Here is a 23,878-nt window from a genome sequence, read left to right on the forward strand (position 1 = left end):
GGTCCCGGACGTCTGCTCAATCGCTCAGTCAATCAGCTCCTGCACACAACCAGCCGCGTCTTGAGGATCAGGAAGCGGCCGTGCCATCGCTTCGACTGTCGGGCTGGGATACGACGCCGGTACACGATGCTGTCTTGTCCCGAGGAGCAGAGCGGATCGCCATCGCGCGCTCCGGTTCAACGCGGCCCCGCACCACGTCCGCAAGCCCGCGGAGATTGCCGCGTAACCGGCCTCTCCGATCGATGAACGGCTCCGGCCTCACCGAGCCCCACACATTGCTGGCGATATTCCGTAACAACTGGCCGGAAACCCGACCGGAACTCATCGTTCCCTTACGCAGCATGTAAATCGGATTGACGATCTGCGAATAACCCAATCGATCGCCCGATACCCGGCCGCTCTTGACACCCATATGCACGCCGCAGGCAGCTGCGCATTTGATGGATTGGCCGCCGCGCTTGGCGAGCGCCGCGCTGAAGTCTCGGTCCTCGAGCCAGCCGTAGAGCACCAGACGTTCATCGAATTTCAGGTCGCCGATCGCCGACAGACGGAATGCCATGTTGCAGCCGTAAGGGCTGTAGGGTTCGAGGCGCGACCAGGACGTCGAACGATCGGCAGTGCTGAGAATGCGGAGGGCATCATCGAAGCTAAGCCCTGGTCCCTTGATATCATCGGCGAGAACATGGCCGGTGAAAGCGACGACCTGCGGTTCGTCGCGAAAGGTCTTGGCGGCCACGGCCAACCAGTCTGCATCGGCCACGAAGTCATCGTCAAAGAACACCACGACATCTATCCCAGCCGGCAGCGCGGCCAGCGCCGTGTTTCTCTGTGCCGGCAGCCCGGGCCGTCCCGTTACGACGGTGACGACCGGTAGATTGGCGGCCTCGCCGGCATCCTCGCGGACGACGCATGACACGATGACGGTAGCAGGCTTCAGGGTCTGGGTTTCAAGCAGATGCTTCACCGTGGCTGTCACAATCTGCGGGCGGCCGAGGGTTGCGATGACGACGGCAACGGTGGGCAAGGGCTGGTCTCCTGCGTGGCGTGAAGCCAGACGCGTTTTGGGCTCGCGCATGAGTTCGAGATAGCCGGCCGCGGTGTTTGCCCAGGAAAACAGGCGAACCTGTTCGCGGCCTCGCCCGATCAGATTCTGCCTGAGATCCCGGGATCGCGCCAGAGCGCGCACGTGATCGACCCAGGCGGCGGGATTGTCAGGTGGTGCCATCAGGGCCGCATCGCCGCACACCTCGGGCATGCTCGCGCGGTCAGAGGAGACCACCGGACAGCCGCGCGCCATCGCTTCAACGATGGGAAGCCCGAAACCCTCCGTCCAGGACGGGAAGAGCAGACAGAGGGTTCGCTCCATCAAGTAAGCCAAATCGTGATCCGTGACGTAGCCGATCATCCTGACGTTCGGCGCGGAGGCAAGGATTTCGGCAGCGAAGATGCCGGCGCCTCCGCCCGCGACCACGATGTCGAGGCCCATTTCGGCCAGCTCTGGAGCGATCTTGAGCAATAGGGGCAGGTTCTTGTGGCGCGCATGCGATCCAAGCGCGAGCACAAAGCCGCGTTCGGAATGTTCGCGCCCCTCCGTGATAACCGAAGGGCCGATGCGCGCGAGTGCGGGATTCCACGCAAGCGCATGCTCATGGCCGTCAGGAAGCACCACGATGTCCTCGGCTCGCACCGGAAGGTAACGGGCGATCTGGCGCGCGGAGTCGGCCGAGACGGTGGTAATTCTCGCGGCGCGCCGGGCGAGCAGGGGTTGAAGCGTGCGGTAAACCGTGCGGAATGCAGTTCCATAGCTTTCGGGGGCAACAAATATATTGGCGTCGTGAATGCAAACGACCTGATCGGCCTTCGCGACCGGCGCCGTATTGCACAGATTGAGCAAGCGCCCGCGCCATCGGGTGGGCAGCACTATCTGCTCCCAGCAATGTCCGGCAAGCGGGCCAGCGCTGACGAGCGGCATCGCTGACAAAACCGGATCTGGAGCCGATGGCGGAGCGATGATCGGAGTGCTGGCACTCAGATCCGAAAGTGCCGCGTTCATGGCGGTGAGCACGTTTCGCGCATAGCGCTGGACACCCGTCACGGGTTGGGTCAGGAACCGGCCGTTGACGCCAAATGACGGGACCGGGCTCATGGTCTCGCTCCGGTCAGTTGGCTGGATGCGGCCGAAAGTCCTTTGGTGCCGCGTTCGGGCTCGGCGCAGGCCATGCCGGCGAGCACGTAAAATAACAAGCCCTGTTCGACCGATGGGGCTGCAAAAGTATCGCCGATAATCAGGGCAAGACAGGCATTGCGCGCCGCGAGACGGACGTCGGCCCAAAAGGTCCGCGGCGTACCGCGCGGGATCGCGAGCGCCGATGCTGCAAAGAACAGATAGAAGATGGTCCCCGGCACGCCGACATTCGAGAGCAGAGCCAGAGGAAAGCTCGATACGCGGGCGGTGCCGAGGCCGACGCCCAGCCCATCGGAATCGAAGAAATTCTGTAGTGCGAACGCATTCCAGGAATCGCGCTCGATACCCGAATCCGAAGTCGACTTGTTGAAGATCAAGAGGTCGAAATAGTTGCGCAGCGACTCCGATGCCGCGTCGTTGAGCAATATGGCAAGGACCGCGGCGATCACTACGAGTGGCGCGCACAGCACAGCCGCCGAGCGATAAGGCCTGTTGAGGTGAAATCCGGAGCGGAATAGGGCCGTCGCATACAAGATCAGCAGCACGGGTGCGGTGCCGGCAAGCCCCGTCGACGACGTCGACAAGACGACAAGAACAAGCGACGCCGCGGCCAGAGGGCCGGTCAACATCGGGCTACGCCCGCACAGAAAGAGTGTCCCGGTGAAGCCCAAGGCCCCGAGCGTCGAGCGCGCGAACGCGGAGGCTTCCGTAAACGATCCCACGATGCGTTTCAGGCCGTTGACCGCGTCGTCGAGATGGAGCGTGTATTGGGCGTTACGCATGAAATCCAGTAACCATTGCGTGCCCGTGGCGTAGGTGCCGATGTCCAGCAACGCAAACAGCACATTGCCGGCGGCATAGGCTAATAGCGCGCCGGTGATGGTCACGAAACCGGCCTGTGTCGAGGCGATCGCGGCCGTGATGGCGAAGCAGATCAGGTCGGCCGTCAGATACACTGATTGAGTGAAATTGCTCGACACCGGGCCGAGCGGTACCGTCGAACCGGTGTTGGCGTATTCCGAGGTTCCGAGCGGAATGATCGGCGTGATGCCCGCCATAAGGCGCGGCACGATGAAGGCGCTGACGACGCCGTAAAGCACTAGGCATGTGAGCCAAAATCCCGGTTTTGGAAAATGCATGGCGCCGAAGGCGGCAGCCGTCTCCTCGCTGCGCGTCAATGTGGCGGCGGCAGCGAAGGCGACGAGAAGATGCGCCGGCTGGATGTTGTTCGGGCCGATCAGAACGGCGGCGGCAGCTCCGAACAATGTCGCGACCACCAGCGTTGCAAACGTCGCGCGGTATCCCAGCAACAGGCAAGCCACGCCCGCGATGATCGTCAGCAGGCCGATTGGCGTGATGCTCATCGCGCAATATCCGGCTCTGCCAGGGCCGGCCGGATCTGCGTGATCGCTGCCCGATCGCTTGTCCGTTTCGGAATAGCCCTAACTCCAGAATATTTCGTAGTTCATCAATCGCCTGAGCCGCAGCTTACCGAAAATGAAGGTTCGCGCAAATGACGCAGGACACGCACAACTATTTCCGCGCAATCATTTAGGCGTCATGCCGGAACGAGCTTGTTCATCACGCACTTCATCCCGGACATGATCTCCCTCAATATCTCTCGTCAATGTTGGCGAGCCAGCAGTCCGCGCAACGACAATATGGAACCGAACATAGGCAACAGGGCATGCTTCAGCACCGGGAACTCGCGTGCAATTGCGCCCTCGCGCCATAACTGCGTCTTCACGGACATCAACTTTCTCACGAATGTCTTATCCTGCCCAGGCGTAAGAATTCGAAGCACATCGGCGCGCCCGAAATCGACCGAACGACCGCCGACTTCAAGACATCTTAGTTCAGCCTCCGTGGGGTGGGTAATCGCGCGTTTGAGATAATGCCAAGCCGCTTCGGCATCCCGAAGCGCAATAACCCCGCCGTTTGCGGGCAACGTATTGATATAAGCGAGAGCGCCGGAGAGAAGATGATTGCCCGCGGAGGGATCGAGCGTGCCGAATGTGATGTCTCCGCAGTTTGCTTCCACCTGTCCCAGTGCATTCTCTTTAAACAAGTATACCGAAGGCACGGCTGGCTCGAATAGGCTTTCAACCAGATGCCAGTACCGCAGCACACACGAATATACGTTGAAAGGGCTGTAAAAATTCTGCTCGACCAGCAGGCCGGTTACTTTCGGGAAATGCTCCTCGCTATGATTTTTGTAATTTGAGCGGGCAAACTGAATGGTTTCCACCCGAATGTCAGGGAACCCGCTTGAGAGCAGACGCTGCGTGCTGCCGTAGAGCCCAGTGTCACATAATATGATCCGGTTCGAGTCGCGGATGATCTGCCTGAAATGGCGCGTGAACAGCGCATTCTGCTGCTTTATATCGGCCAGCACTTCCGCGCCCGAACTGCCGAACAGTAGCGTTACGAAGTGCTTGCCGCTGAACGGCTGACGCCATATTCCCGGCAATTCGTAGGTCCGCCCACCCAGCGCCTTGGCGACATCTGCAAGAACGCTTCCCCGAAATTCACGGTCCAGTTCCTCGAGCACCGAAGCGCTTCGGGTCAACAGCGCGGCCCGTGCCGCGACCAGGCGCGAGATCATGATATTTTCGCGCCGCAGGCCAAGTGGAAGGCAAAGCTTTGCCAGTACGCGTTCGAACGCTTCCCGAATGCCGACGCCGCCTCTTGCGCAGAATAGCAGGACTGTCTTGTCCGAGACTTCAGCTTCAACAGCATAGAGCCAGATCAGCATGCAGAACTGGGTTACGATCGGGCCCAGGACATAACGTCCGAACGAATTCGCATCGTCGACAGATGGTATCGTCGCTTTCATCGCTCGGGCTTGTCTGCGCCCGAAACGTGCAGCTTCCGTCAATGCGCCATTGGCTGCGCGAATATAGCGGCGATATGCGGGCCGCGGCAGATGATGAGCCGCAATGCCTTTGGCCGATGGGGCCAGCACATCGGCCAGAAGATCGTCGCCGACATGCGTCATTCTGTCCGGAGAAACGTTCTCGGCCTGCATCACGGTGAGGAATAAATTACCATCGCGTTTGGTCAGGCCGTGATCGGAGCTGGTGTAGACGTTGTCGATGAGGTCTGGGCCATGAAAATGTTGAATGAGTTCGTCGATCTCCTCGGACGGAAGCGTGGTATCGCTGATCGCGACGATCCGCGTGCCGGCGTTTTTTCGGGTACGCAAAACCTTCGCGAGCGGTGCGTTGGCCATCAGCGAAGTCTTCTCGACCTGCACTTCGATCTTGAGGCGTTCGGCAAGCAGAAACTGTGGAAGGCCGAGCATGCTCAACTGGCGGCTGATGACGTCGGCTAGTCGCACTTCGCCGGCACGCCCCCGGACGGCCAGCTCGCGGAAAGCCACCCGCTGTGCCCAGACACGGGCTTCTGCCAAATAATCAGGCTCGATCTGCCAGCCTCGCTGCGCCAGCAGAGCGGAAAATAATCGTTCGCCTTTCGCAATCCGCGATCGCTCCGACCTGCCGGTGCGCAACAGCAGCGTATCGAAGACGTCAGTGGAGATCACATCGATCGGCCCGGCCGCACTGACTAACTCGGCGAGACTACTCTGTTTCAAAGACTGTTCCGTGTCATCTGTTTCGTGTCATCGCAAATCGCGCACGAACTTCAGGCGCCAATAAATGATATGGTGCGAATGATGATATGGGTACGACAGGGTATATTCAGACGCGCAGTCGTCCTTTTCTCTCTTTCGGACGCGTCCTTCATGATTTATGCTTGGGTCAAGCTGTTCCACCAGCAGTTGCAGAACAATATCTTTTTTAACGTAGCACTTTCCATTCGGGCTGCAAAGATGGCAGCATCAGGCGAGCATCGGAAGAGCGCCGTGAAAATCCAGACGGGTGCGGATGGATTCAGGTCGACAGGAGAGCATGAATGCTGCGCGTCGCGAAGCACGGCGTTTCCGCGCTGGCCTACGCTGCCCACAAGGCAGCAAGGAGCGCTGCGCTCCGGAGGATGCTGTTTAATTCGATCCGTCTGAACCGTATCGAATCGGAGCGCTTCAGGAGCATGGAGGAGTGCGGGTTTCTGGCCTATTCCTTTTTGAATCGGCATGAATCGAAATCGCAAATCCTTCAGGATCTTTGGGTGGGCTATGAGCTCGGCGAGCGGCGAGGCGGCTTCTTTGTGGAGTTCGGAGCCACCGACGGACTCGTGAACAGCAACACCTGGTTGCTGGAAAACAAGTATGGCTGGACCGGTATTCTTGCCGAGCCGAATCCTGTGTGGCATTCAGCCCTCAGGGTGAACCGCAATTCCATCATCGATCATCGTTGCGTCAGCTCCAGCACGGGAAAGATTGCATCGTTCCTGACGACGGATGGTTCCGATCCGGAATTGAGCGCGATTGCTGAATTTGCGGACGGAGATCATTTCGCCGGCGTGCGTGCCGAGGGAGTCGCGATCAAGGTAGAAACCGTATCCCTCAATCAATTGCTGACGGAGCACGACGCGCCTGCCGGAATAGATTATCTTTCCATCGATACGGAAGGCAGCGAATACGACATATTATCGCATTTCGATTTTTCCCGTCACAGGATTGATCTCATTTCCGTCGAGCAGAATAGGCACACTGAGCCCAGGATCGAGGCGTTGTTGACGGGGCAGGGCTATGATCGCGTGTTCAGTGAGTTTTCGCAGTGGGATGGCTGGTACGTGCGGGCCGAGTGGCGGCGTCAGGGAGCACGTTTTAGAACGGACACCGCATCGCCCGGCTCCTGATCCGCGTTGCAGGTGGCGCAGTTACTCCAAAGGGAGGCGAGAAAGGGTGCGTGATATCAAGGAAGCCGCCGCACCTCTTCGGAGCGTCGCCCATGAAACAGGTGGCCCCTGCGTTTCCCGGAGCGCCGGCGAAAGCACCGATGCCCGTCGGGAAAATGCCATGAACGTCGCCATGTTGCTGAGCTGTAGCTCGTTCGAGGGATTCTTCGGATGGGTGCAGGGGCAGAGCCGGAAAAGTTATCTGGAAAGTTATCGGAATGACTGGGCCTGGTATTATGCCCGCGGCCTGTTGGAAAACCGTATCAACCCGACACTCTATATACCGGCATTAAGGGAAGCCGGAAAATATCAGACGGATGTGGGCGTGGCCGTTCGATTTCTCCCGCTCGACCGCTGGTATGGCCTGTTCGAACAGGTATGGCTCAAGCGGCTTAGCCGGACGACACGCTGGTCGCTCTATGCCGAAGAGCGCATCAACACGGTCGCCTTCATGCGGTCTCTGCGGGAAGCGCTCGCGGAGGACGAGATCGACCTGTTGTACATACAGGAATATTGGAGCGGCAGATTCGATCATATCGTCCATGCCGTCAGTCTGCCGGTGGTGGGCGCCGATCACGGCGGTTTGTCGAATGGCGTCGTGAAGCTATTCAAGCACAGGGCCCTTGAAGGGGCGGCTGTGTGCTACGGCCAGACGGAAGATGAATGCCGGATCATTGAGAGATATGGCGGCCGTTCCAGATTCCAGCCCAATGGCTGCGATGTTTCGCAGTTTTTTCCCGACCCCGCGGTACCACGCGGCAAGACTATTCTGACCGTAACCCGTCTGACCAATCGGCAGAAGCGCACCAGTGACCTCATCCGGGCTGTCGCGGAGTTACCCGAGGAATGGAGCCTCGATATTGTCGGCACCGGACCGGACCGGCCTATGCTGGAAACACTTGCTGCCAGCCTGAACCTGTCATCTCGCGTCAGATTTCACGGCTTCATCGATCGCACCGAGGTGCGCGATTTTTTTCGCCGCTGCGGCGTATACGCGATGCCCTCGGCTAATGAAGCCGTCGCCCTGGCGGCGCTGGAAGCGATGGCCTGCGGCGCGGCGGTGGTGTTGAGCCAAATTCGTGCTTTCGAACAACTTGTCACCGACGGAATCAACGGCCGGCTCGTTCCGGTCGGCGATGCGAAGAGCCTGGCCGCGGGAATCGTGAACGCATGGGAGCGTCGCGAAGCGTTGGGCCGGGCGGCATCCGAGACGGTGCGGGCGCGCTACGATACGCGCATCCTTTATTCGCAACTGGCAGAATCGCTGCGCGACTCCGTTCACCGGGACGGCGCAAATAGGCCTGGGAGGCGGCAAACATGAAGGAAATGTACGAAACCGATCTTTACGGCGAGAAAAATCCCACCTGGCATGAAGAAGACGCGCCGTGGAAGGCCGGCCACATCGAGAGGATGATCAAGAGAAACAACCTCGCTTGCGACACGATATGTGAAGTGGGCTGCGGGACCGGCGAAATTCTTCTGATGCTGGAGAAGGCGTTTCCGGCGGCGATCCTGTCCGGCTACGAAATTTCGCCGCAAGCGTTTGGCCGCGCGGCGCAAAAGGAGACGCCGAGGACCAAGTTCCATCTCAAGGACCTGCTGTCCGAGAGCGATCTGCATTTCGATGTGGTCCTGGCCATCGATGTCATCGAGCATGTCGAGGACTATATCTCCTTCATAAAAAAGCTCAGGACGTTCGGGACATTCAAGATATTTCATATTCCGCTGGATTTGTCGGCGCAGTCCATCCTGCGGGCATGGCCGATCGCGGAGCTCCGGCGCAATGTGGGTCACATCCAGTTCTTCTTCAAGCAGACCGCGCTGGCGACGCTGGAGGATTGCGGATACACCATTGTTGATCACTGCTATACGGCAAGCCGTCTGGAGTTGCCGAACCAGGCCCTGAGCAGCCGTATCATGCGCCTGCCGCGTCGTATGATGTTCGCGGCCAATGCGGATTTCGCCGTGCGGTTGCTCGGCGGCTATTCCTTGCTGGTGCTGGCGAAATAATCACGACAGTCAGGGTGTTGTAGCGTGTCGACGCCGGATCAGTTCCGGAGCGGCGCGCTCCATCCGACGATCTCTCTTGCAAAGCCGAGCGCGGAGCGCTGTCCCCGCTTCAGCCGATACGCGAGCAGCGCCTTGGCCCTGTCGTTTGGAAGCACCGAGGAAAGAACAAAGAACGCTGCCATGGCGAGCTTGTGCTTCGCCGAATGGGGTTCATCCGCGAGCCTGGAAAGCAGCCCCGGCAGCGCGGTCAGCCGCGGCCGTTGTCCTGACATGATATCGAGGCACAGTTTGCGTTCGCGAAAATAGAATGCGTCGCGCGGGTCTACCAATTCCCGGTCTGGCGTCAACCGCGCCACGATCATGCGCAGATGCGCCATCCTCGCGAGGAAGCGATTGATGTCACGCTCGAGGAGGGCGGCGTCAGGTCCGCTTCCGAGGCCGGAATCGTTATTGCCGTGGATGCGGTAGCATCCGAGTTCCTCGGAGAGGCTGACAACGTCACCCATTAACGGTGCGGCGAACAGAATGACGCCGTCGACGGCCTTGTCGTAATCGGCTTCCCGAAGCAATTCGCACAGATCCCGGCGAAATACGTTCCCGGAAGTTGGCGGAGTCTTGTAGACGCCGGTTCGGAACACATGCCGGGCGAGCCCGTCGCGATCCCGGAACGCCTCGAGCGGCGAAGCCGCGCCGCCGATCCGATGGCTGTCCGCATCGATGGGTGTCAGGGCGAACTGAAGCTTGGCAACATCCGGATCCAGCCGGTCGATGATGGCGGCAAGCGAGCCGGGCTTGAGCTCGTCGTCGGCGTCAAGGAACAGAATGAATGGTGCCCGGGTCCGGTCGAGGCCGAACAGGCAGGCGGCCCGTTGGCCGCCGTTGTCGATCTTGAAGGCGGTTACGCCGAAGCGGCCGATCTCGTCCCAGGAGCCGTCAGTCGATCCGTCGTCGACAACGACGAGTTCGCAATCATCACGGCCTTGAGCGATGACGCTTCTGATCGCGTGCCCGACGAAGGATTCATAATTATAGCAGGAGATAATGACCGCGAGCTTTGGACTGTCAGGCATGACAGGTTTCGCCAGGGGGGCCCGCGGATCGTTCCCGATGTCAGATCTGGTCATGTCGGGTGAACTTGCCGGCGGGCGGCTGCGTAAACCTCCAGCGTCTGGCGAGCGACCCGATCGATGCGCAATTGCTCGATGTTGAATTGGCTCTTCTGCTTCCATTCCTGAAGAGCTTCCCCGTTCTCAAGCAGCGAGCACAGCGCTTCCGCCAGTCTGGGCGGGTCCCGCGCGGGGATGAGAATGCCCGCCTTTCCGTATTCCAGCAGTTCGGGAATTCCATCCACATCCGTTGCGAGGATCGCGCAGCCGGCCTCGCGCGCCTCCGACAACACGAGCGGCGCCGGGTCGGCATGCGAGGGCAGCACGAAGATGTCGGCTCCCAAGAGGAAGGGAAACGGATCGTCCTGGGCTCCCATGAAGGTGACGGCGCTTGCGCATTTCATCGCGTTGGCTTGACTCATATACGCGTCGAGGTGCGGACCATCGCCAAGGAGATATAGCCGCGTTTCGGGGTGCTTGTCGTAAACGGTGTCGAATGCGGCCAGCAGATCCGGGATGCCCTTCCGGGGATGCTGGCCGCCCACAAAAATGATGGCGGGAAAATTGAGACGGCGCGGCGTCCGATCCTTGCCGTCGAACCGGGCCGCTCCGATGGTTCCGTTCAAGATGACATCGAGCCGGGATTTGGAAATTCCCCGCTTTTGCATCGACCGGCCCACGGCCGCGCTCACGGCGATCACGCGAGTGCCGAGGCCCATCAGGATCGAGCCTTTTTCAAACTCGTTGTGAACGGTCGTGATCAGCGGGATGCCGAGCGCTTTGCAGACGGGCCAGGCCAAAACCGCGCTCGTCATCATATGGGCATGCACGACCTCCGCCTTCCAACCGCGAGCCAGGCGATAGAGCGTTCCCAATCCTTTGACGAGTGTTACAGGCCGGCGCTCGTGATTCACCAGCATGGTTTCGACGTGGTTGGCCGCAAGCAGCGCGTCGAAATCGCCGCCGCCGCTTGCCATCGCAACGCTGTGACCCAGTTTGGTCTGGGCGCAGGCGAGATCGACCGCGGCATGAACATGTCCGTTCAGGCGCCTGGTATGATTCAACAACTGCAAGATGCGCATCGTACGACCTGTCGCATCCGGACTTTCGAACGATATGAAGGCCAGCTTCTACGAGGCAAGTCTGAACCTTTGAACACGGCGTTCAGCTTGCAACAATCACGATCTCCATTCAAGCGTTGTCCGGGGTGTTGCGCGTCGGCAAGGCCAGCCGCGCGGCTCTGCGACATCGCGTCATGCGTGACGGGCACGATGTCGCCCGGTCGCACGAAGATGTTTTCGCCGGAGCCGTGTGGCGTCGCGTATTTTCGAGTGTTCCGAATGTCGGACTTCCGGCCCGCCGATATGATTGAGAGCCGGGGCATTCGCGTGATCTCCATCACTTGAGGCAAGATCCGGGCAGAGTCGATAAAGGCCGACGATCGCCTACGACCCGATTGTGCGGGTCGCAGCCGAAGAATGTTGGTCTCTCGAACGTGGATTATGGTTCGCCGCGATATCAGCATTGGCAATGAACCTAAACGAGCCGGCCGCGTTGACGAAAAAGCTCTTTTCGAATGTGACAATATCAAGCTGTAATGCAGCGGCGATTGCAACCTGAAGGCGTTTCGGTGGCTGGGTACGTTCGCTGGCGAAAATTCATGGCACCAAACGACGGAGAATAAAATTCGATGTTAAGTCGATAAGCGGACGGTTACATATTACCACATGCCCGCCGACAAATTGCCGGTTTCCCACAAAGCCAGCGGTGCTCATTGGAATTTTTGGCGTTTTTTTATGGAACTTGATGAAACTCCGTGTTCCAGTCGATCGGATTCCGCTCGGCGAGCTGGGACAGGATAATGCGGTTGAGTGGACGAGGTTTCCGGTGGTGTGGGTTGTGGGCCTTAGCTTCCGGATAGCGGGCGTGGACGTTGACCGTTGCTGACGAGGAGGGCTGCCGGATGGGATACGCCGCCATCGTACTTGCGATATTGGGGGTGGCTATCGGCTTGGTCTTCCGCTTGCGGTTTCTGTTGGGGGCCGTCACGTTATTATTGGTGATTTCACTGGCCTTCGCATTTTCCCGTGATTATGGCGTCTCGGGCACCATATTGGCGATCATCGTCTCGCAGGTAATTCTCCAGGGCAGCTATTTTCTGGGATTGGTCAGCCGGATGATCTTCTCTGTCGTTCAGCGCAAGCCGGTTTCTTTCTCCAAACCGGAAACAGAACATCTTCGGGACGGCTGACGCACTTTTGCATCCGTGGAGCGATGGGACACGTCGCCTTGGGTGTTCCTGCATCTTGCAAGACAGCTTCATTCAATGCGGCTTCAGTAGAGCCTTATCGATTTTGATTGAGTCAAAACCGGGCTCTAACATTTTGTTTTCACGCCTTTTTCTTCACGCGAACCGGAATTCACTTCGCTCGAAAACACCGTGGAGCTCGCCCTAAGCTGGCGTTGGACTTAAGGAAATCGCCGAAGTTCGTCCGGCTTGTGATCCATCGTTACGACTGTATCGGCGTGACCTTTTTAGGTGACGCTTTTTGTATGATGTTCCCGAGATATTTGCCGAGCTTATGTGCGTTGGCTTCGACCGTTACATACATGAACTGGGCACCCAGGAGAGAAAGGCAGGCTCCCAGCAAGACCGCGGCTTCGACAGGCATGATGCTCGTCAACAAAAAGCAGGAAGCGATGATGATCGGCACATGCACCAAATAAAGACTGAACGAGACGCGCCCCAACCACCGCGAGACTTTCGCTTTAAGAAAGAACGGTTGCCATCCTGACACGAGGACGAAGGTCAGCATGATCGCGCCTACTGTGAGCGGGATGTCGGACCAAACCGGCACGCTTGGCCCGGATAAAAGGACAGCACCTGCCAACATGAGGAAAAACCTGATGGCAGGCGAGATAGCACGCGATGCGGCAATCACCCTTTTGTCCAGGGCCATGTATGCGCCGATAATAAACAGCGGTAAATATCGCAACGTGATCAACAAGGATCCAATCACGGTTCCCGATGTAATGACGACGCCGTCATCGGCATCTCCTGTTGCAACCAGCCCGGCAGCCGCGGCTATCGCGGCGGCAACAGTCGTGGCGAGCGTGATCACGGGCCGCCGCCGGATACACCACAAAAGCACGAGGAATATCAGCGAAATCCTGTATTCGTGAACGAGGCTCCAGATCGGCGGATCGAGTTCGACATCCTGGGTTGTGCCGAGCATCAAGAGGTGACCGGCGACAACGGATGGATTCAACTGATGCGGCCAGGGGAAATTCAATCCTTCTCCGGCGCCGGGTATCAAATCGGTTCTGGGAACGAAAATGACGATCGCGGCGGAAAGAAAAATAGCCGCGGCGAACGGGATGTATATTCGACAGGTTCGGCGCACGATGAAGTCGAATGCATGGATCTGTTTTGAAGCTTGGGGAAGTGCAAGCACGAAGCCGCTAAGGACAAAGAAGACAATGACGGCGGCATGACCGGCGATGAACAAGCGGAGAGGGCTGAAGCGAATGTCGCTCAGCCATCCGGTGTCCGATCGCCTTAATATAAAATAACAATGATGAACCAAGACGACGGCAGCGGCCAAGCCGCGGAGAGAGTCGAGGCCATCGATCCGGCTGGAATCGGGTTTCGACATGGGTCTAGCTGCTGCAAAAGGTTTGGTTATTTCAATCGAGCAACACAATGTTGCTCTTTGCCTTTCCACCCAACCTGAAAACTTTTTATGTCGAGCATTTGCCTCGATCGGCAATCGATCATGTTCGACTTTATTGACATCCCGGAGATCTGGGCATCTCACTTTCCCGTGCTGCGGTTGCCTGGGCCAAAGCGGATCCGTGTATCACCGGCATTGACGAAAATCATCGTCTCAATAGCAGGCTTAAAAACGTCACAATGCCGGTGAAATTTTGAATTCGTCCGTGCCTGCCTCAAAGGGGTCCGGGGCCAAGTGCCGTTCACCCATATTCTGCGTTGTTCAACAATATGATGCCGCGTGCTCAGCACCCGATACCGCAGTTCGATTTGCGTTGGTTCCGGTGGGGATGAATTCGGTCTCGACGTCGTTCGACGGTCGACGAGCTAAAATATCAGCGACTTAATGCGGTCTCGGCCTCTATCGTGGATACCCTGGCGGTAGGCTGATAGTCGAAGCCTCCCTGGCGTCCGAAAGATTCAATGCCGAAATGTTCAAGCGCGCGGATTGTTTCAGCCGCGCGTGCGCCGGATTGCTTGCTGTAGATCGGATAGGCGTTTTCGAGAAGCATGCTGCCTTCCAGCTTCAGATCGCCGTCGAACAGGCCCGCGGCTTGAACATGGTTCCTGAAGTTCTGTTCGCCGAGCTCGGCCGAAAAATCGACATCGGCGGCAATGACCTCGACCGCAAAATAGTCGCGGCCGTTCGCGTGGCCATAGAAATCCGAGTGCATCGTGAGACGCTTCCACGCGCCTTGGTGCGAGAAGTTATAGAGGATGGACTGGGTGAAACCCCGTTGTCCGGAAAAACTGAAGAACAGGCTCAATAGTGTCACGCTGCTCAATTGTTCTGATTTGAACCCGCACATCGCCCCGACATGGTTGACCGGGATCGTCGATATCACGCGGTCGGACGAAATCGTCCGGTCGTTTACGTGAAGGAAAAAGGTCTTTTCGTTTCTCTCGAGAGTTTGAAAGGTCGCTCCCAGAAGAAACGTGGCTCCGCCTTGTTCCAGCCGTTCGGTGGCAGCCTTGTAGAGATGACTGAAGCCTTGTTTGGGACGGATCAATTGCTGGTTGGTCGGTCCCTTCTGTTGACGCCGCGGGGGCAATAAGCGGCGGACCAGGTTCGCCACCGATGCATGTTCGCTGATCCAGAGCATCCGCTTCTGCGCCAATTGGATATCAATCTCGTCTGGCGGCACGCCATAAAACCGCTTCATGTAGGATTCCAGACCCGACCTATGAAGCAAGTAACCGCCGATCCAATACCGGGCGAATTCCTTGGCGTTGCGTATTTTCCTTTGAAACAGGCGCGCATAGAGAACCGAGGAAAATATGCGAATCCATCCCATCGGGCCGGCGCCCAAAATGTCGTCTTTCACGGAGATCGGATACGAGGTCACGACGCCTTGCGGATTTAATCTGCCCCAGTCGGGAAAGATCACCATGTACCGGGGCAGCAACTCCGGGAAATGCCGGAGCAAAGGCGAGTCATCCTGGAAAATAAAACTGCCGGCATCAAAGGTGTAATCGCCGGTCGACCAGTCGATATGATTACCCCCGACATGATTGTAAGTGTCGGCGACGAGGATGCGCCGGCAGCCTTGAGCCAACAACACCGATGCGGACACCAGACCAGTGATACCTGCGCCCAGCACAATCGCTTCGTAGTGTTCTGTCGCTCCCGTCAAGTTCCTAGCCGCGGCTTCCATGCCGAGCATCGGATCACCCCCATCGAAACCACAGCCCACCAATTGGTAACGGCAAATTTATTGTGTGGAAAGGGAAAGTTGGCTTCGATCTGGCATGACCGCGTGGGTCCGCACGAGAAGCGGCACGATCCGACGGTTCGATATCAAACGTATCGCCGTGCGTTTGGGGCAAGGCGACGCCCCGATCGGGCTGTCGCCTTCAATGTGACCGGCGCAGCCACTTCTTCAATTTGCTGTCGTGGTGTGGGTCTCCATAGTGGAAGAGGGCTGTGGCCCGGATCTTGTCAGCATCACAAGGTGCGTTGGTATGGATCGATCGATAGCCCCAGAAGAAGTAGAGGTTTGCCGGAACCATCGGGATGCGCACAAATCGCTCCGGATGCAACTTTGCCATTGCGCGGAGAATCCGCTGGGTCATGGGATTGTCGAGCAGGACCTTGTCGATCAGGTTCGCCGCATACCAGCGCCTGACGCTCCGAACATTCGGCAATACGATCAGCTCGCCGCTGTCGTTGCCGGCGGGAACTTCTATCGGGAGCAGCAGGGTCAGAACGTAGGAGTCGAAGTGAAAATTCATCGAATGTTTGCGGCCGAAGTCTCCGGTCAGGCATCGCAGAATTTGATAATAGGGCTGATCCGGCGCGGGCCTGGAAGTTGCGCTTTCATAGATGCGCGCGCAAAGCTGTTTGAGCGTCGGCGATTCCGTCATCTTCCCGAGCACAGTTTCGGCCACGGGCTCCGGACCGCTCAGCGCGACGTACCGGTTGCCCGCCGCCGCTACCGCATCTCTCACGAAACGAAGGAGAGCGTCCAGATCGGCCTGCGAAATATATTGGGTAAGGACGGCATACCCATCCCGTTCAATATCCTGAACGAGTGAGGCAATCTCCGTCTCCGATAATCCGTTGCCATCGGAAGTCAGGTGAAGGCCAAGGGACTCGCGGTGATCAAGTGGCTGGGCAGCATCTGCTGAAAGGACGATTTCGGAAGTCATGAGATGCTCCGTTCATCCAGCGCCGTTGGCCAAAGGATTGAAGGCGAAACTCCAACTATCGTCAAGGATGTTTGCGCGTCTGACTGCTCCGAAGCATTTGCTTGCCGTATAAAAAGCTCTCGATCGCGTGGAACCCTGCAATTTTTATTTTTGGATTCTTTTTGCACGCGAAGCGCGATCCGGTTCACAACCGATCGATTGCGACACAACTGCATCTCGCGATGCCGTCAAACCGATTCAGGATATCCCTGGCATATCGCCCGACTGTACTAGTGTCCGGTTGCGCAGGTCGGTGACGCGTTCGCCGTCTTCCTTGACGAAGTCACCGCGTTGCGGCGGCAGCAATTCGATGATTTTTTCCGATGGCCGGCAGAGCCGCACGCCATTGGGCGTGACGACGATGGGCCGGTTGATGAGGATCGGGATGCGCCGCCATCGCATCCAGAAGCGCGTCGTCGCTTAGTGCTGGATCGCCCAGCCCCAATTCTCGGAACGGCGTGCCTTTCTCCCGGAGCAGGGCGCGCACGCTGATGTTCATGCGTGCGATCAGTTGCTGGAGCATGGCGCGCGCCGGCGGCGTTTTGAGATATTCGATGACGTGCGGCTCGATCCCGGCGTTGCGGATCATGCCGAGCGTATTCCTCGACGTTCCGCAATCGGGATTGTGGTAGATGACAACGTCCATTCGGTTGCCCGCCGTCAGCAGCAGGCCGAGGCTTTGGCCGCCGGTTGCGGCACGCAGCAAGCGCCTTCCTTCTCATTGGCGATTTTCCCTCCGGCGATTTTTTCATGGGCGACGCGCGCCCGGTTTTCGCCGGAGCCATCGCCATAGGTCGTGCTTTCGCCTGTCGTGTGGAAGGTCTCCCATGCAATTCCGGCGGGGTCGTCGATCCAGGATTTTTCGGATGTGGCGTAGCAGCAGGCGGTCGCGCCCTGCTCGATGACGTTGCCGCCAGCCTGGCGCAAGCGGGCATAGATCTCATGCAATTCATCGGTGTTTTCCGCCTGGATGCCGAGATGGTCGAGGCCGGCCTGGCGGCCGCGCGTCGAGATGGCGAAATTGACCCGCGGATCGTCGAGCATCCATTTCGCATAATCGGGTTTCACGACCGCCGGGTCGGCGGCAAACAGCGCCGAGTAAAACCCGATGGAATGCGGAAGATCCTCGACGGAGACGTGAACATGCAGTCGTTTCATGGTGTGTCCTTTCAGGCTGGCACTTTGGCGCGCTTGCGCGAAGGTTTGCAGATGGCGGCGGGAGCGCATGGCGCGCCGCCGCAGCAGTTTTCGGTCAGGAAGCGGAGCAGCTCATTCATCTTTTCGAATTGGGCCGCGTAGATCATGGAGCGGCCGTCGCGGCGCACGCTGACAAGCCCGGCCGTTCGCAGCCGATCGAAGTGAAACGTCAGCGTGTTGGGGGCGAGGTCCAGCGCTTCGGCGACAGCGCCGGCCGGCATGCCCTCGGGGCCGGCCTGCACGAGCAGCCGAAACACATCGAGACGATTGTCCTGGGCGAGCGCGGCCAGGGCGGCAACGACATTTATCTTTTCCATATTTCAACGAATATGGAAATGATAGCCATTCGTCAATGGTTATTTCAATGGCGATCGAAGTGACGCGATCTACCTGCGGAAGGATCCGGCGCGCGAGCTCATGCGGCGTCTTTGGGAATGTATTTGCCGAGGACGCATTTATAGCCCTGCAACTTCCATTCGCGGTACGGGCCGTTGGCGAGCCATTCGGCAATGCCCATTTGCGCGTTGGCCTGGCAGGCCGTCATGGTGATGCCCGACTGTTCACTGGTGGTGACGACTTTCTCCTGGCAGAGCTGGCCATTGCAGAGAACGGCGACGAGAGTAACAAGCATGGTGACCTTCATTCATGAGGGAACTACCCGGTTGAATTCACCAATGCAGGCTTCGTGCCATTGCGCGGGATTTGCGCCATCCCGGTTTGGCGGCGTTCTTCACGCTTTGTGACAGAAGCGGAGCCGTCGTCACATTCGGGGAAAAAGCGCCTTTAAATAAAAACGAGATCAACAAAGCAAGGCAGGGAGCAAATCGTGGATCGATTGGCGTTCAAAAATAGCCGCGCTTAAAGTCGAGGCCCGATCGGGCAAGCCGGGTTTAAGGCTGGCAAGTTCTCGCACATTTTAGGAGGCCTCCTTTCGGAGGCGGTCGGCGCCGCAGGTGATAGACATATTTGCCCGCAGTGCAAGTTTCGGAATCGTTGGAGGTCGTGGCCAGATTTGGGGCAGCGGGCTTGATCGAAATGATCGGGTGAACCCGCACTGCCCATCCCAGCCGGGCTCCGTTTCTCGCTTACTGGAGCAGGCATCGGGAGACAAACGCGCGAGGGCCAGCGCCGGTAATAATTCTGGTGTTTTGTCTCTTGCCGGAGGACTGGGTTGAGCCAGGCGGAGCCGACCCTGCGTATTTTGCAATGGTAACGAAGGCGGCGACACACTAACCCTAGCCCCCATGGCTAGTGGCAAGGTCGCCCAGGATCATTTCGATTTCGTTTGTAGTGCCCATTTTTCGCCGATATCGAGGCCGACGTGCGGCTCCATTTCGCGGGATTGTCTGATTTCACGAGATCGTCTCAGGTGAGCGGAGCCAGTAAGCTCAATCCGCGGGCGCCGCTGTGGATTCTAGCCTCAGTCACCTTCAGCGGCACGCTGGCGATGCACATCTTCGTGCCGGCGCTGCCGCTCGCGGCCAGGGATCTCGCCGCAAGTTCGAGCTCGCTGCAACTCACGATCAGCATCTACATCCTGGGGCTGGCGATCGGCCAATTGCTGTACGGCCCGTTGTCGGATCGATTCGGCCGCCGGCCGGTGCTGCTGGTTGGACTACTGCTCTACAGCGTCGCGGGGCTGGTAGCCGCCTTGGCGCCGGATGTCAGAATACTGGTGGTGGCCCGGCTGTTTCAGGCGATTGGCGGTTGTTCCGGGCTGGTGCTGGGCCGGGCCATCGTTCGTGACGGCGTTGGGGTGGACGAGGCGACTCGAAGGCTGGCGGTCGTGAGCCTGATCGTCAATGTCGGTCCGGGCCTTGCGCCGCTGGCGGGAGCGGAGCTTGGGGCTTGGCTCGGATGGCGTTCGATCTTCTTCGCGCTGACCGCGATGGGCCTCATCAATTTCCTGATCACCTGGAGGCTCCTGCCCGAGACCGGGCCGCAGCGAAGCACTCATCGCGACGCGCGCAGGACCGGCGAGCTCTGGTCGAATTTCCGGCAACTCATCACCTCGCGCGCCTTTCTGGGCTACGCCATCGGCGGCGGCTGCGCGACGACGTCGATGTATGCGTTCATCAGCGCTGCGCCGTTCATTTTCACCGAGCAGCTTCGTCAGCCGAGCCGAGATGTCGGCATTTATCTCGCGATCATCGTCGGCGCCTTGTGGGTCGGCAGCGTTGTTGCGAGCCGGATCGCGGGACGTGTCGCGGTCAACCGGCAAATGATCGGCGGCAATCTGATGAGCGTTGCCGGCGCGTTCATTTTCCTCGGCGCGGTTCTGTTCGGCGTGCTGAGCGTTCCCATCACCGTCGGCTCGATGATCATGTTTATGTTCGGCGTCGGCGTCTCAAGCCCACCTGCGCTTGCGGAAGCCATGAGCGTCAATCCGAAAGTCATCGGATCGGCATCCGGTGTCTACGGTTTCATGCAGATGACAGTCGGCGCGATTTGTTCCTCGGCCGCAAGCCTGGGCTCGACGCCGGCTTTGGGCTCCGCCGTCGTGTTGGTCGTCGCCGGTGCGCTGGCTCAATTTTCTTTCTGGACCGCGATCCGCAGCTCGCGCGATTGAATCCGGCTGCGCAGCCGTTCACGCCTTGCCGGAGGCCAGCCGGTAAAATTCCCGCTCGGCCTGGGTCAGGTAGCGCTCCTTGTGACGGAGGATGGAGAAATGCCGCTTCTCCAGCGGCAGACCCAGCGCGACCAGCGATTTGGTCTTGAGCAGCGCCGTCACCACGAGTTTCGAGATCACCGTGGCGCCGGCGCCGGCCGCGACCGCTGAGCGGACCGCCTCGTTCGACGGCAGTTCGAGCGCGACGTCGAGATCGGCCGCGGCCACGCCGAATTTCGCCAGTGCGGATTCAAACGCGGCGCGGGTGCCGGAGCCGCGTTCGCGCAACACCCAGCGTGTCGCCCTAAGATCGTGCGGCGCGACCGAGCGGCGCTTCGCCCACGGATGCCGGGCGCCCACCACCAGCACGAGTTCGTCGTCGGCGATCGGCTGGATCGCCAACGCCGGTTCGTCGATGTTGCCCTCGATCAGGCCGAGATCGCAAATGCCTTCGATCACCCAGGCGGCGACCTGTTCGGTATTGCCGATGCGGAAAGCCAGTTTGATTCCGGGATGCAGCGATTGATAGCGGTGGATCAGCGGCGGCAGCCAGTAATTGCCGACGGTCTGGCTGGCGGCCAATGTCAGCGATCCCAGCGACAGTCCGGCGAGATCGGTGAGCACGGTTTCCGCCGCGGCAGCCCGCGCCAGCACGGCGCGCGCCTCGACCACGAACAGCCGTCCGGCGTCAGTGAGTTCGATGCGGCGGCCGATCCGGTTGAAGAGCTTGGTGGCATAACGAGATTCCAGCGCCGCGATGGCGGCGCTGGTGGCGGACTGGGTGAGGTTGAGCGATTGCGCGGCACGGGTCATGTGCTCGAGTTCGGCGACAGCGACAAAGATGCGAAGCTGCTCGAGCGTCACGCCGCCTCCATCACATCAGGGTTTTGATCAGCACGAGGCTGAAGCCGGAGATGAAGATAAATGCGCCGGCGCCCAGCAGCAGCGGACGAAGCCCCTTGGCGTAAAGCTTGCGGATGTCGGTCTCGAGCCCCATCGCGGCGAGCGCCATCGCAAGCAGGAAGGTGGTCACGGTTGCGATCATGCTGCGCGCCCCGTCCGGAATGGAAACTACGCTGTTGATACCAACCAGGGCGATGAATCCGAGCACGAACCACGGCAGCGGCACGCGGGCGGTCGATTGGCCGCCGTGGCGGGCCTGCCGCGCGGCGATGAATCCGAGCGACAGCACGACGGGCGCCAGCAGGGTCACGCGCGCGAGCTTGGCGATGGTGCCGAATTCGCCGGCGCTACGGCCGTCCTGGAAGGCGGCGGCGACCACCTGCGCGATCTCGTGAATGGAAGCGCCCGACCACAGGCCGAAGGCATGCGGATCGAGATGCAGCAAATCAGGCACCAGCGGATAGGCAAACATCGCGATCGAACCGAATACGGTGACGCAGGCGACCGCGTAAGCGACGTCTTCGTCCGGGGCGTCGGTGACGGTGTTGGTCGCGATCACGGCGGACGCGCCGCAGATCGAGGTGCCGGCGGCGATCAGCTGCGCCAGCTTGCGATCGACGCCGATCAGCCGCCCGAGCTGTACCGTGAACAGGAAGGTCGCGACCAGCGTCGTTGCGATGATGGCAAGTCCGGTACCGCCGACTTCCACCAGTTGCGAGGCGGTGAGCTGCAGCCCGAGCAGGATGATCGAGAAGCGCAGGATGCGCCGCATCGAGAACGCGACGCCAGGCTTGGCGAGCGCAGGCGTGCCGACGAAATTATGAAAGGTCATGCCGATCGCGATCGACAGGATGATCGGGCTCAGCGTCGAGACATACGGAATTTGCCGGAGCGCGAAGGCCATTGCCGCGATCGCCGCCGTCAAGGCCAGGCCCGGCCAGATGCCGAAGGCCGAGGGAAGGCTGGCTTCGACAGCCGGGGGGCTAATGCTTGTGTCATCGGCGCCAATATCGGGGGACAGGGCAGTCATGGGCTAAACTCCAATTGAGATGGCCCATGATCGGCGAGTCCGTTTGATCGAACAAATTCATTATATCTGTTATTTCAATCGAAAATAAAGATCGATTTTCGATCGCTTTTTGGCCGTTGCGATCGCACCGGCGCCGAACTCTCATTCCCCGCCGATATCAAATCCGGGCCATTCGCCCGACAGTCGGCGGTTGTGGCATACCGTTTGCTTAGAATTGCGGCCCAGATCGATGATAATCCGCTTGGGGACGGTTGCGTGGCGAGGGCAAGTGTCTCCGAACTCGCGGCTCCGGGCGACACTTATCTGGGCGCATATCCGGCGACGGTGAATTAATGGACCTCATCATTCGAAACGCCTGCCTGCTGCAGGACAACGAGCTTCGCGTCGCCGATATCGGGATTCAGGGCGCCAGCATCGTGGCGATAGCCCCCGTGCTGCAAGCCGACGCGCGCGAGCTGGACGCTGCCGGCTGCCTCGTCGTCCCCGGCATGATCGAGACGCACATCCATCTCGACAAGACCTGCATCCTCGATCGCTGCCGTATCGAGGAAGGGACCGTTGCGGAAGCGGTCCGGGAGACCGCCGCCGCCAAACGAAACTTCACGGCTGAAGACGTCTACGCACGCGGCAAGAAAACCCTGGAGCGTTGTATCGCGCATGGCGCGATGCATATGCGCACCCATGTCGAACTGGATCCCGGCATCGGCATGATCGGTTTCGACGCCATCAGCCAGCTCGCGCGCGACTATGCTTGGGCGATCGATCTGGAATTGTGCGTATTCCCGCAGGAAGGACTGACCAACAATCCCGGCACCGAGGAGCTGCTGATCGAGGGGCTGCGCCGGGGCGCGCGCACGATCGGCGCGGCTCCGTATTTCGACACCGACCCGCCGCGCCAGATAGACCGCATCTTTGCGATCGCGCGCGACTTCGATGCCGAGATCGACATGCATCTGGATCTTGCCGAAACCACCGATGGCATGCAGATCGAATATGTCTGCCGCAAGACCGAGGAATTCGGCTGGGGCGGCCGGGTGGCTGTCGGGCACGTCACCCAGATGTCGCTGTTGCCGCCGGATCGCTTTGCCGCCATTGCCGCGCGGCTTGCCAGCGCCGGTGTTGCGGTGACGGTGCTGCCATCGACCGACCTTCACCTCATGGGCCGCAGCCACGATCATGCAGTGCCGCGCGGCGTCGTGCCCGTCGAGCCGTTACGCGCCGCCGGCGTGACCTGCTCGATCTCCACCAACAACGTCCTGAACCCGTTCACGCCCTATGGCGACGGTTCATTGGTCCGGATGGCAAACCTCTACGCGAATGTCTGTCACGTATCGCGGCCCGCCGATCTCGCCGGATGCCTCGACATGATCACGGGTTCGGCCGCGCGGCTGATGCGTCTGCCGGATTATGGCATCCGGGTTGGCGGACCGGCCGATCTCGTTGCTCTGGATGCTGCCAATCCGGCCGACGTCATCACGACGCTGGCCCAGCCGCTATGGGGCCTCAAGCGCGGCCGCACGTCCTTTACGCGTCCGCGTTCGCAGCTTTATCCGCCGGTGAATTGAGTGAGTGAACTGAG

Annotated in this window: 19 protein-coding genes and 1 pseudogene; 6 read left to right on the forward strand and 14 right to left on the reverse strand. The window is 59.5% G+C overall.

What is annotated here, in order from left to right; genetic code table 11:
* Positions 1–67: 67 nt before the first annotated feature.
* From HB630_RS02370 to HB630_RS02380, 3 genes are all read right to left on the reverse strand, one after another.
* A complete protein-coding gene (locus HB630_RS02370) occupies positions 68–2,146 on the reverse strand; it encodes a glycosyltransferase family 1 protein (RefSeq protein ID WP_213770690.1) in 2,079 nt (692 codons plus the stop codon).
* Positions 2,143–3,549, reverse strand: a complete 1,407-nt coding sequence (locus HB630_RS02375; RefSeq protein WP_213769818.1) for a hypothetical protein — start codon at positions 3,547–3,549, stop codon at positions 2,143–2,145. The genes HB630_RS02370 and HB630_RS02375 overlap by 4 nt, the downstream gene beginning before the upstream one ends.
* A 260-nt stretch (positions 3,550–3,809) precedes the next feature.
* The gene (locus tag HB630_RS02380; RefSeq protein WP_213769819.1) at positions 3,810–5,780 is read right to left on the reverse strand and encodes an HAD family hydrolase; all 1,971 of its coding nucleotides are present in this window, start codon (positions 5,778–5,780) and stop codon (positions 3,810–3,812) included.
* Positions 5,781–6,100: 320 nt separating this feature from the next.
* On the opposite strand from HB630_RS02380, the gene HB630_RS02385 reads away from it, so the two are divergent.
* The 3 genes from HB630_RS02385 to HB630_RS02395 are packed head-to-tail and all read left to right on the forward strand — an operon-like array spanning position 6,101 to position 8,995.
* Positions 6,101–6,946, forward strand: a complete 846-nt coding sequence (locus tag HB630_RS02385; protein ID WP_213769820.1) for an FkbM family methyltransferase — start codon at positions 6,101–6,103, stop codon at positions 6,944–6,946.
* A gap of 46 nt (positions 6,947–6,992) precedes the next feature.
* Complete coding sequence (locus tag HB630_RS02390) at positions 6,993–8,306, forward strand: glycosyltransferase family 4 protein (protein WP_213769821.1); 1,314 nt, start codon at positions 6,993–6,995, stop codon at positions 8,304–8,306.
* Positions 8,303–8,995 carry a class I SAM-dependent methyltransferase gene (locus HB630_RS02395; RefSeq protein ID WP_213769822.1) on the forward strand — a complete coding sequence of 231 codons (693 nt, stop codon included), beginning with the start codon at positions 8,303–8,305 and terminating at the stop codon, positions 8,993–8,995. The genes HB630_RS02390 and HB630_RS02395 overlap by 4 nt, the downstream gene beginning before the upstream one ends.
* A 38-nt stretch (positions 8,996–9,033) precedes the next feature.
* Here HB630_RS02395 and HB630_RS02400 read toward each other — a convergent pair whose 3' ends face one another.
* Together HB630_RS02400 and HB630_RS02405 are read right to left on the reverse strand one after the other, a co-directional pair.
* Positions 9,034–10,065, reverse strand: coding sequence for a glycosyltransferase family A protein (locus HB630_RS02400; RefSeq protein WP_213769823.1), 1,032 nt, complete (start codon positions 10,063–10,065; stop codon positions 9,034–9,036).
* Positions 10,066–10,115: 50 nt separating this feature from the next.
* Positions 10,116–11,183, reverse strand: coding sequence for a glycosyltransferase family 4 protein (locus tag HB630_RS02405; protein WP_213769824.1), 1,068 nt, complete (start codon positions 11,181–11,183; stop codon positions 10,116–10,118).
* Positions 11,184–12,034: 851 nt separating this feature from the next.
* Here HB630_RS02405 and HB630_RS02410 point away from each other — a divergent pair.
* The gene (locus HB630_RS02410; RefSeq protein WP_213769826.1) at positions 12,035–12,352 is read left to right on the forward strand and encodes a hypothetical protein; all 318 of its coding nucleotides are present in this window, start codon (positions 12,035–12,037) and stop codon (positions 12,350–12,352) included.
* Positions 12,353–12,611: 259 nt separating this feature from the next.
* Here HB630_RS02410 and HB630_RS02415 read toward each other — a convergent pair whose 3' ends face one another.
* The 7 genes and pseudogenes from HB630_RS02415 to HB630_RS02445 form a co-directional block, all read right to left on the reverse strand.
* Positions 12,612–13,757 (reverse strand): acyltransferase, encoded by a 1,146-nt coding sequence (locus tag HB630_RS02415; protein WP_213769828.1) that lies wholly within the window; start codon positions 13,755–13,757, stop codon positions 12,612–12,614.
* A 451-nt stretch (positions 13,758–14,208) separates the two neighbouring features.
* Positions 14,209–15,528 carry an NAD(P)-binding protein gene (locus HB630_RS02420; protein WP_213770691.1) on the reverse strand — a complete coding sequence of 440 codons (1,320 nt, stop codon included), beginning with the start codon at positions 15,526–15,528 and terminating at the stop codon, positions 14,209–14,211.
* Positions 15,529–15,727: 199 nt separating this feature from the next.
* Complete coding sequence (locus tag HB630_RS02425) at positions 15,728–16,522, reverse strand: hypothetical protein (protein ID WP_213769829.1); 795 nt, start codon at positions 16,520–16,522, stop codon at positions 15,728–15,730.
* A 237-nt stretch (positions 16,523–16,759) separates the two neighbouring features.
* A pseudogene (gene arsC / locus HB630_RS02430) lies at positions 16,760–17,207 on the reverse strand (arsenate reductase (glutaredoxin)).
* A 14-nt stretch (positions 17,208–17,221) separates the two neighbouring features.
* On the reverse strand, positions 17,222–17,719 hold the full coding sequence (locus HB630_RS02435) for an ArsI/CadI family heavy metal resistance metalloenzyme (RefSeq protein ID WP_213769830.1): 498 nt from the start codon (positions 17,717–17,719) through the stop codon (positions 17,222–17,224).
* A gap of 11 nt (positions 17,720–17,730) precedes the next feature.
* Positions 17,731–18,075 (reverse strand): helix-turn-helix transcriptional regulator, encoded by a 345-nt coding sequence (locus HB630_RS02440; protein WP_213769831.1) that lies wholly within the window; start codon positions 18,073–18,075, stop codon positions 17,731–17,733.
* 98 nt (positions 18,076–18,173) lie between these two features.
* Complete coding sequence (locus HB630_RS02445; protein ID WP_213769832.1) at positions 18,174–18,389, reverse strand: hypothetical protein; 216 nt, start codon at positions 18,387–18,389, stop codon at positions 18,174–18,176.
* Between the two features lie 738 nt (positions 18,390–19,127).
* Here HB630_RS02445 and HB630_RS02450 point away from each other — a divergent pair.
* The gene (locus HB630_RS02450) at positions 19,128–20,327 is read left to right on the forward strand and encodes a multidrug effflux MFS transporter (RefSeq protein WP_346656019.1); all 1,200 of its coding nucleotides are present in this window, start codon (positions 19,128–19,130) and stop codon (positions 20,325–20,327) included.
* 18 nt (positions 20,328–20,345) lie between these two features.
* Here the strand turns inward: HB630_RS02450 and HB630_RS02455 are convergent, their stop codons facing one another.
* Both HB630_RS02455 and HB630_RS02460 read right to left on the reverse strand, forming a co-directional pair.
* On the reverse strand, positions 20,346–21,230 hold the full coding sequence (locus tag HB630_RS02455; protein ID WP_213769833.1) for a LysR substrate-binding domain-containing protein: 885 nt from the start codon (positions 21,228–21,230) through the stop codon (positions 20,346–20,348).
* Between the two features lie 10 nt (positions 21,231–21,240).
* Entirely contained in the window at positions 21,241–22,299 is a 1,059-nt protein-coding gene (locus HB630_RS02460; RefSeq protein ID WP_213769834.1) for a YeiH family protein, read from the reverse strand.
* Between the two features lie 332 nt (positions 22,300–22,631).
* Between HB630_RS02460 and HB630_RS02465 the strand changes: the two genes are divergently transcribed.
* Positions 22,632–23,864 (forward strand): amidohydrolase family protein, encoded by a 1,233-nt coding sequence (locus tag HB630_RS02465; RefSeq protein ID WP_213769835.1) that lies wholly within the window; start codon positions 22,632–22,634, stop codon positions 23,862–23,864.
* Positions 23,865–23,878 lie beyond the last annotated feature (14 nt).

The sequence above is a fragment of the Bradyrhizobium sp. dw_78 genome (assembly GCF_018449525.1).
Taxonomy (GTDB): Bacteria; Pseudomonadota; Alphaproteobacteria; order Rhizobiales; family Xanthobacteraceae; genus Bradyrhizobium.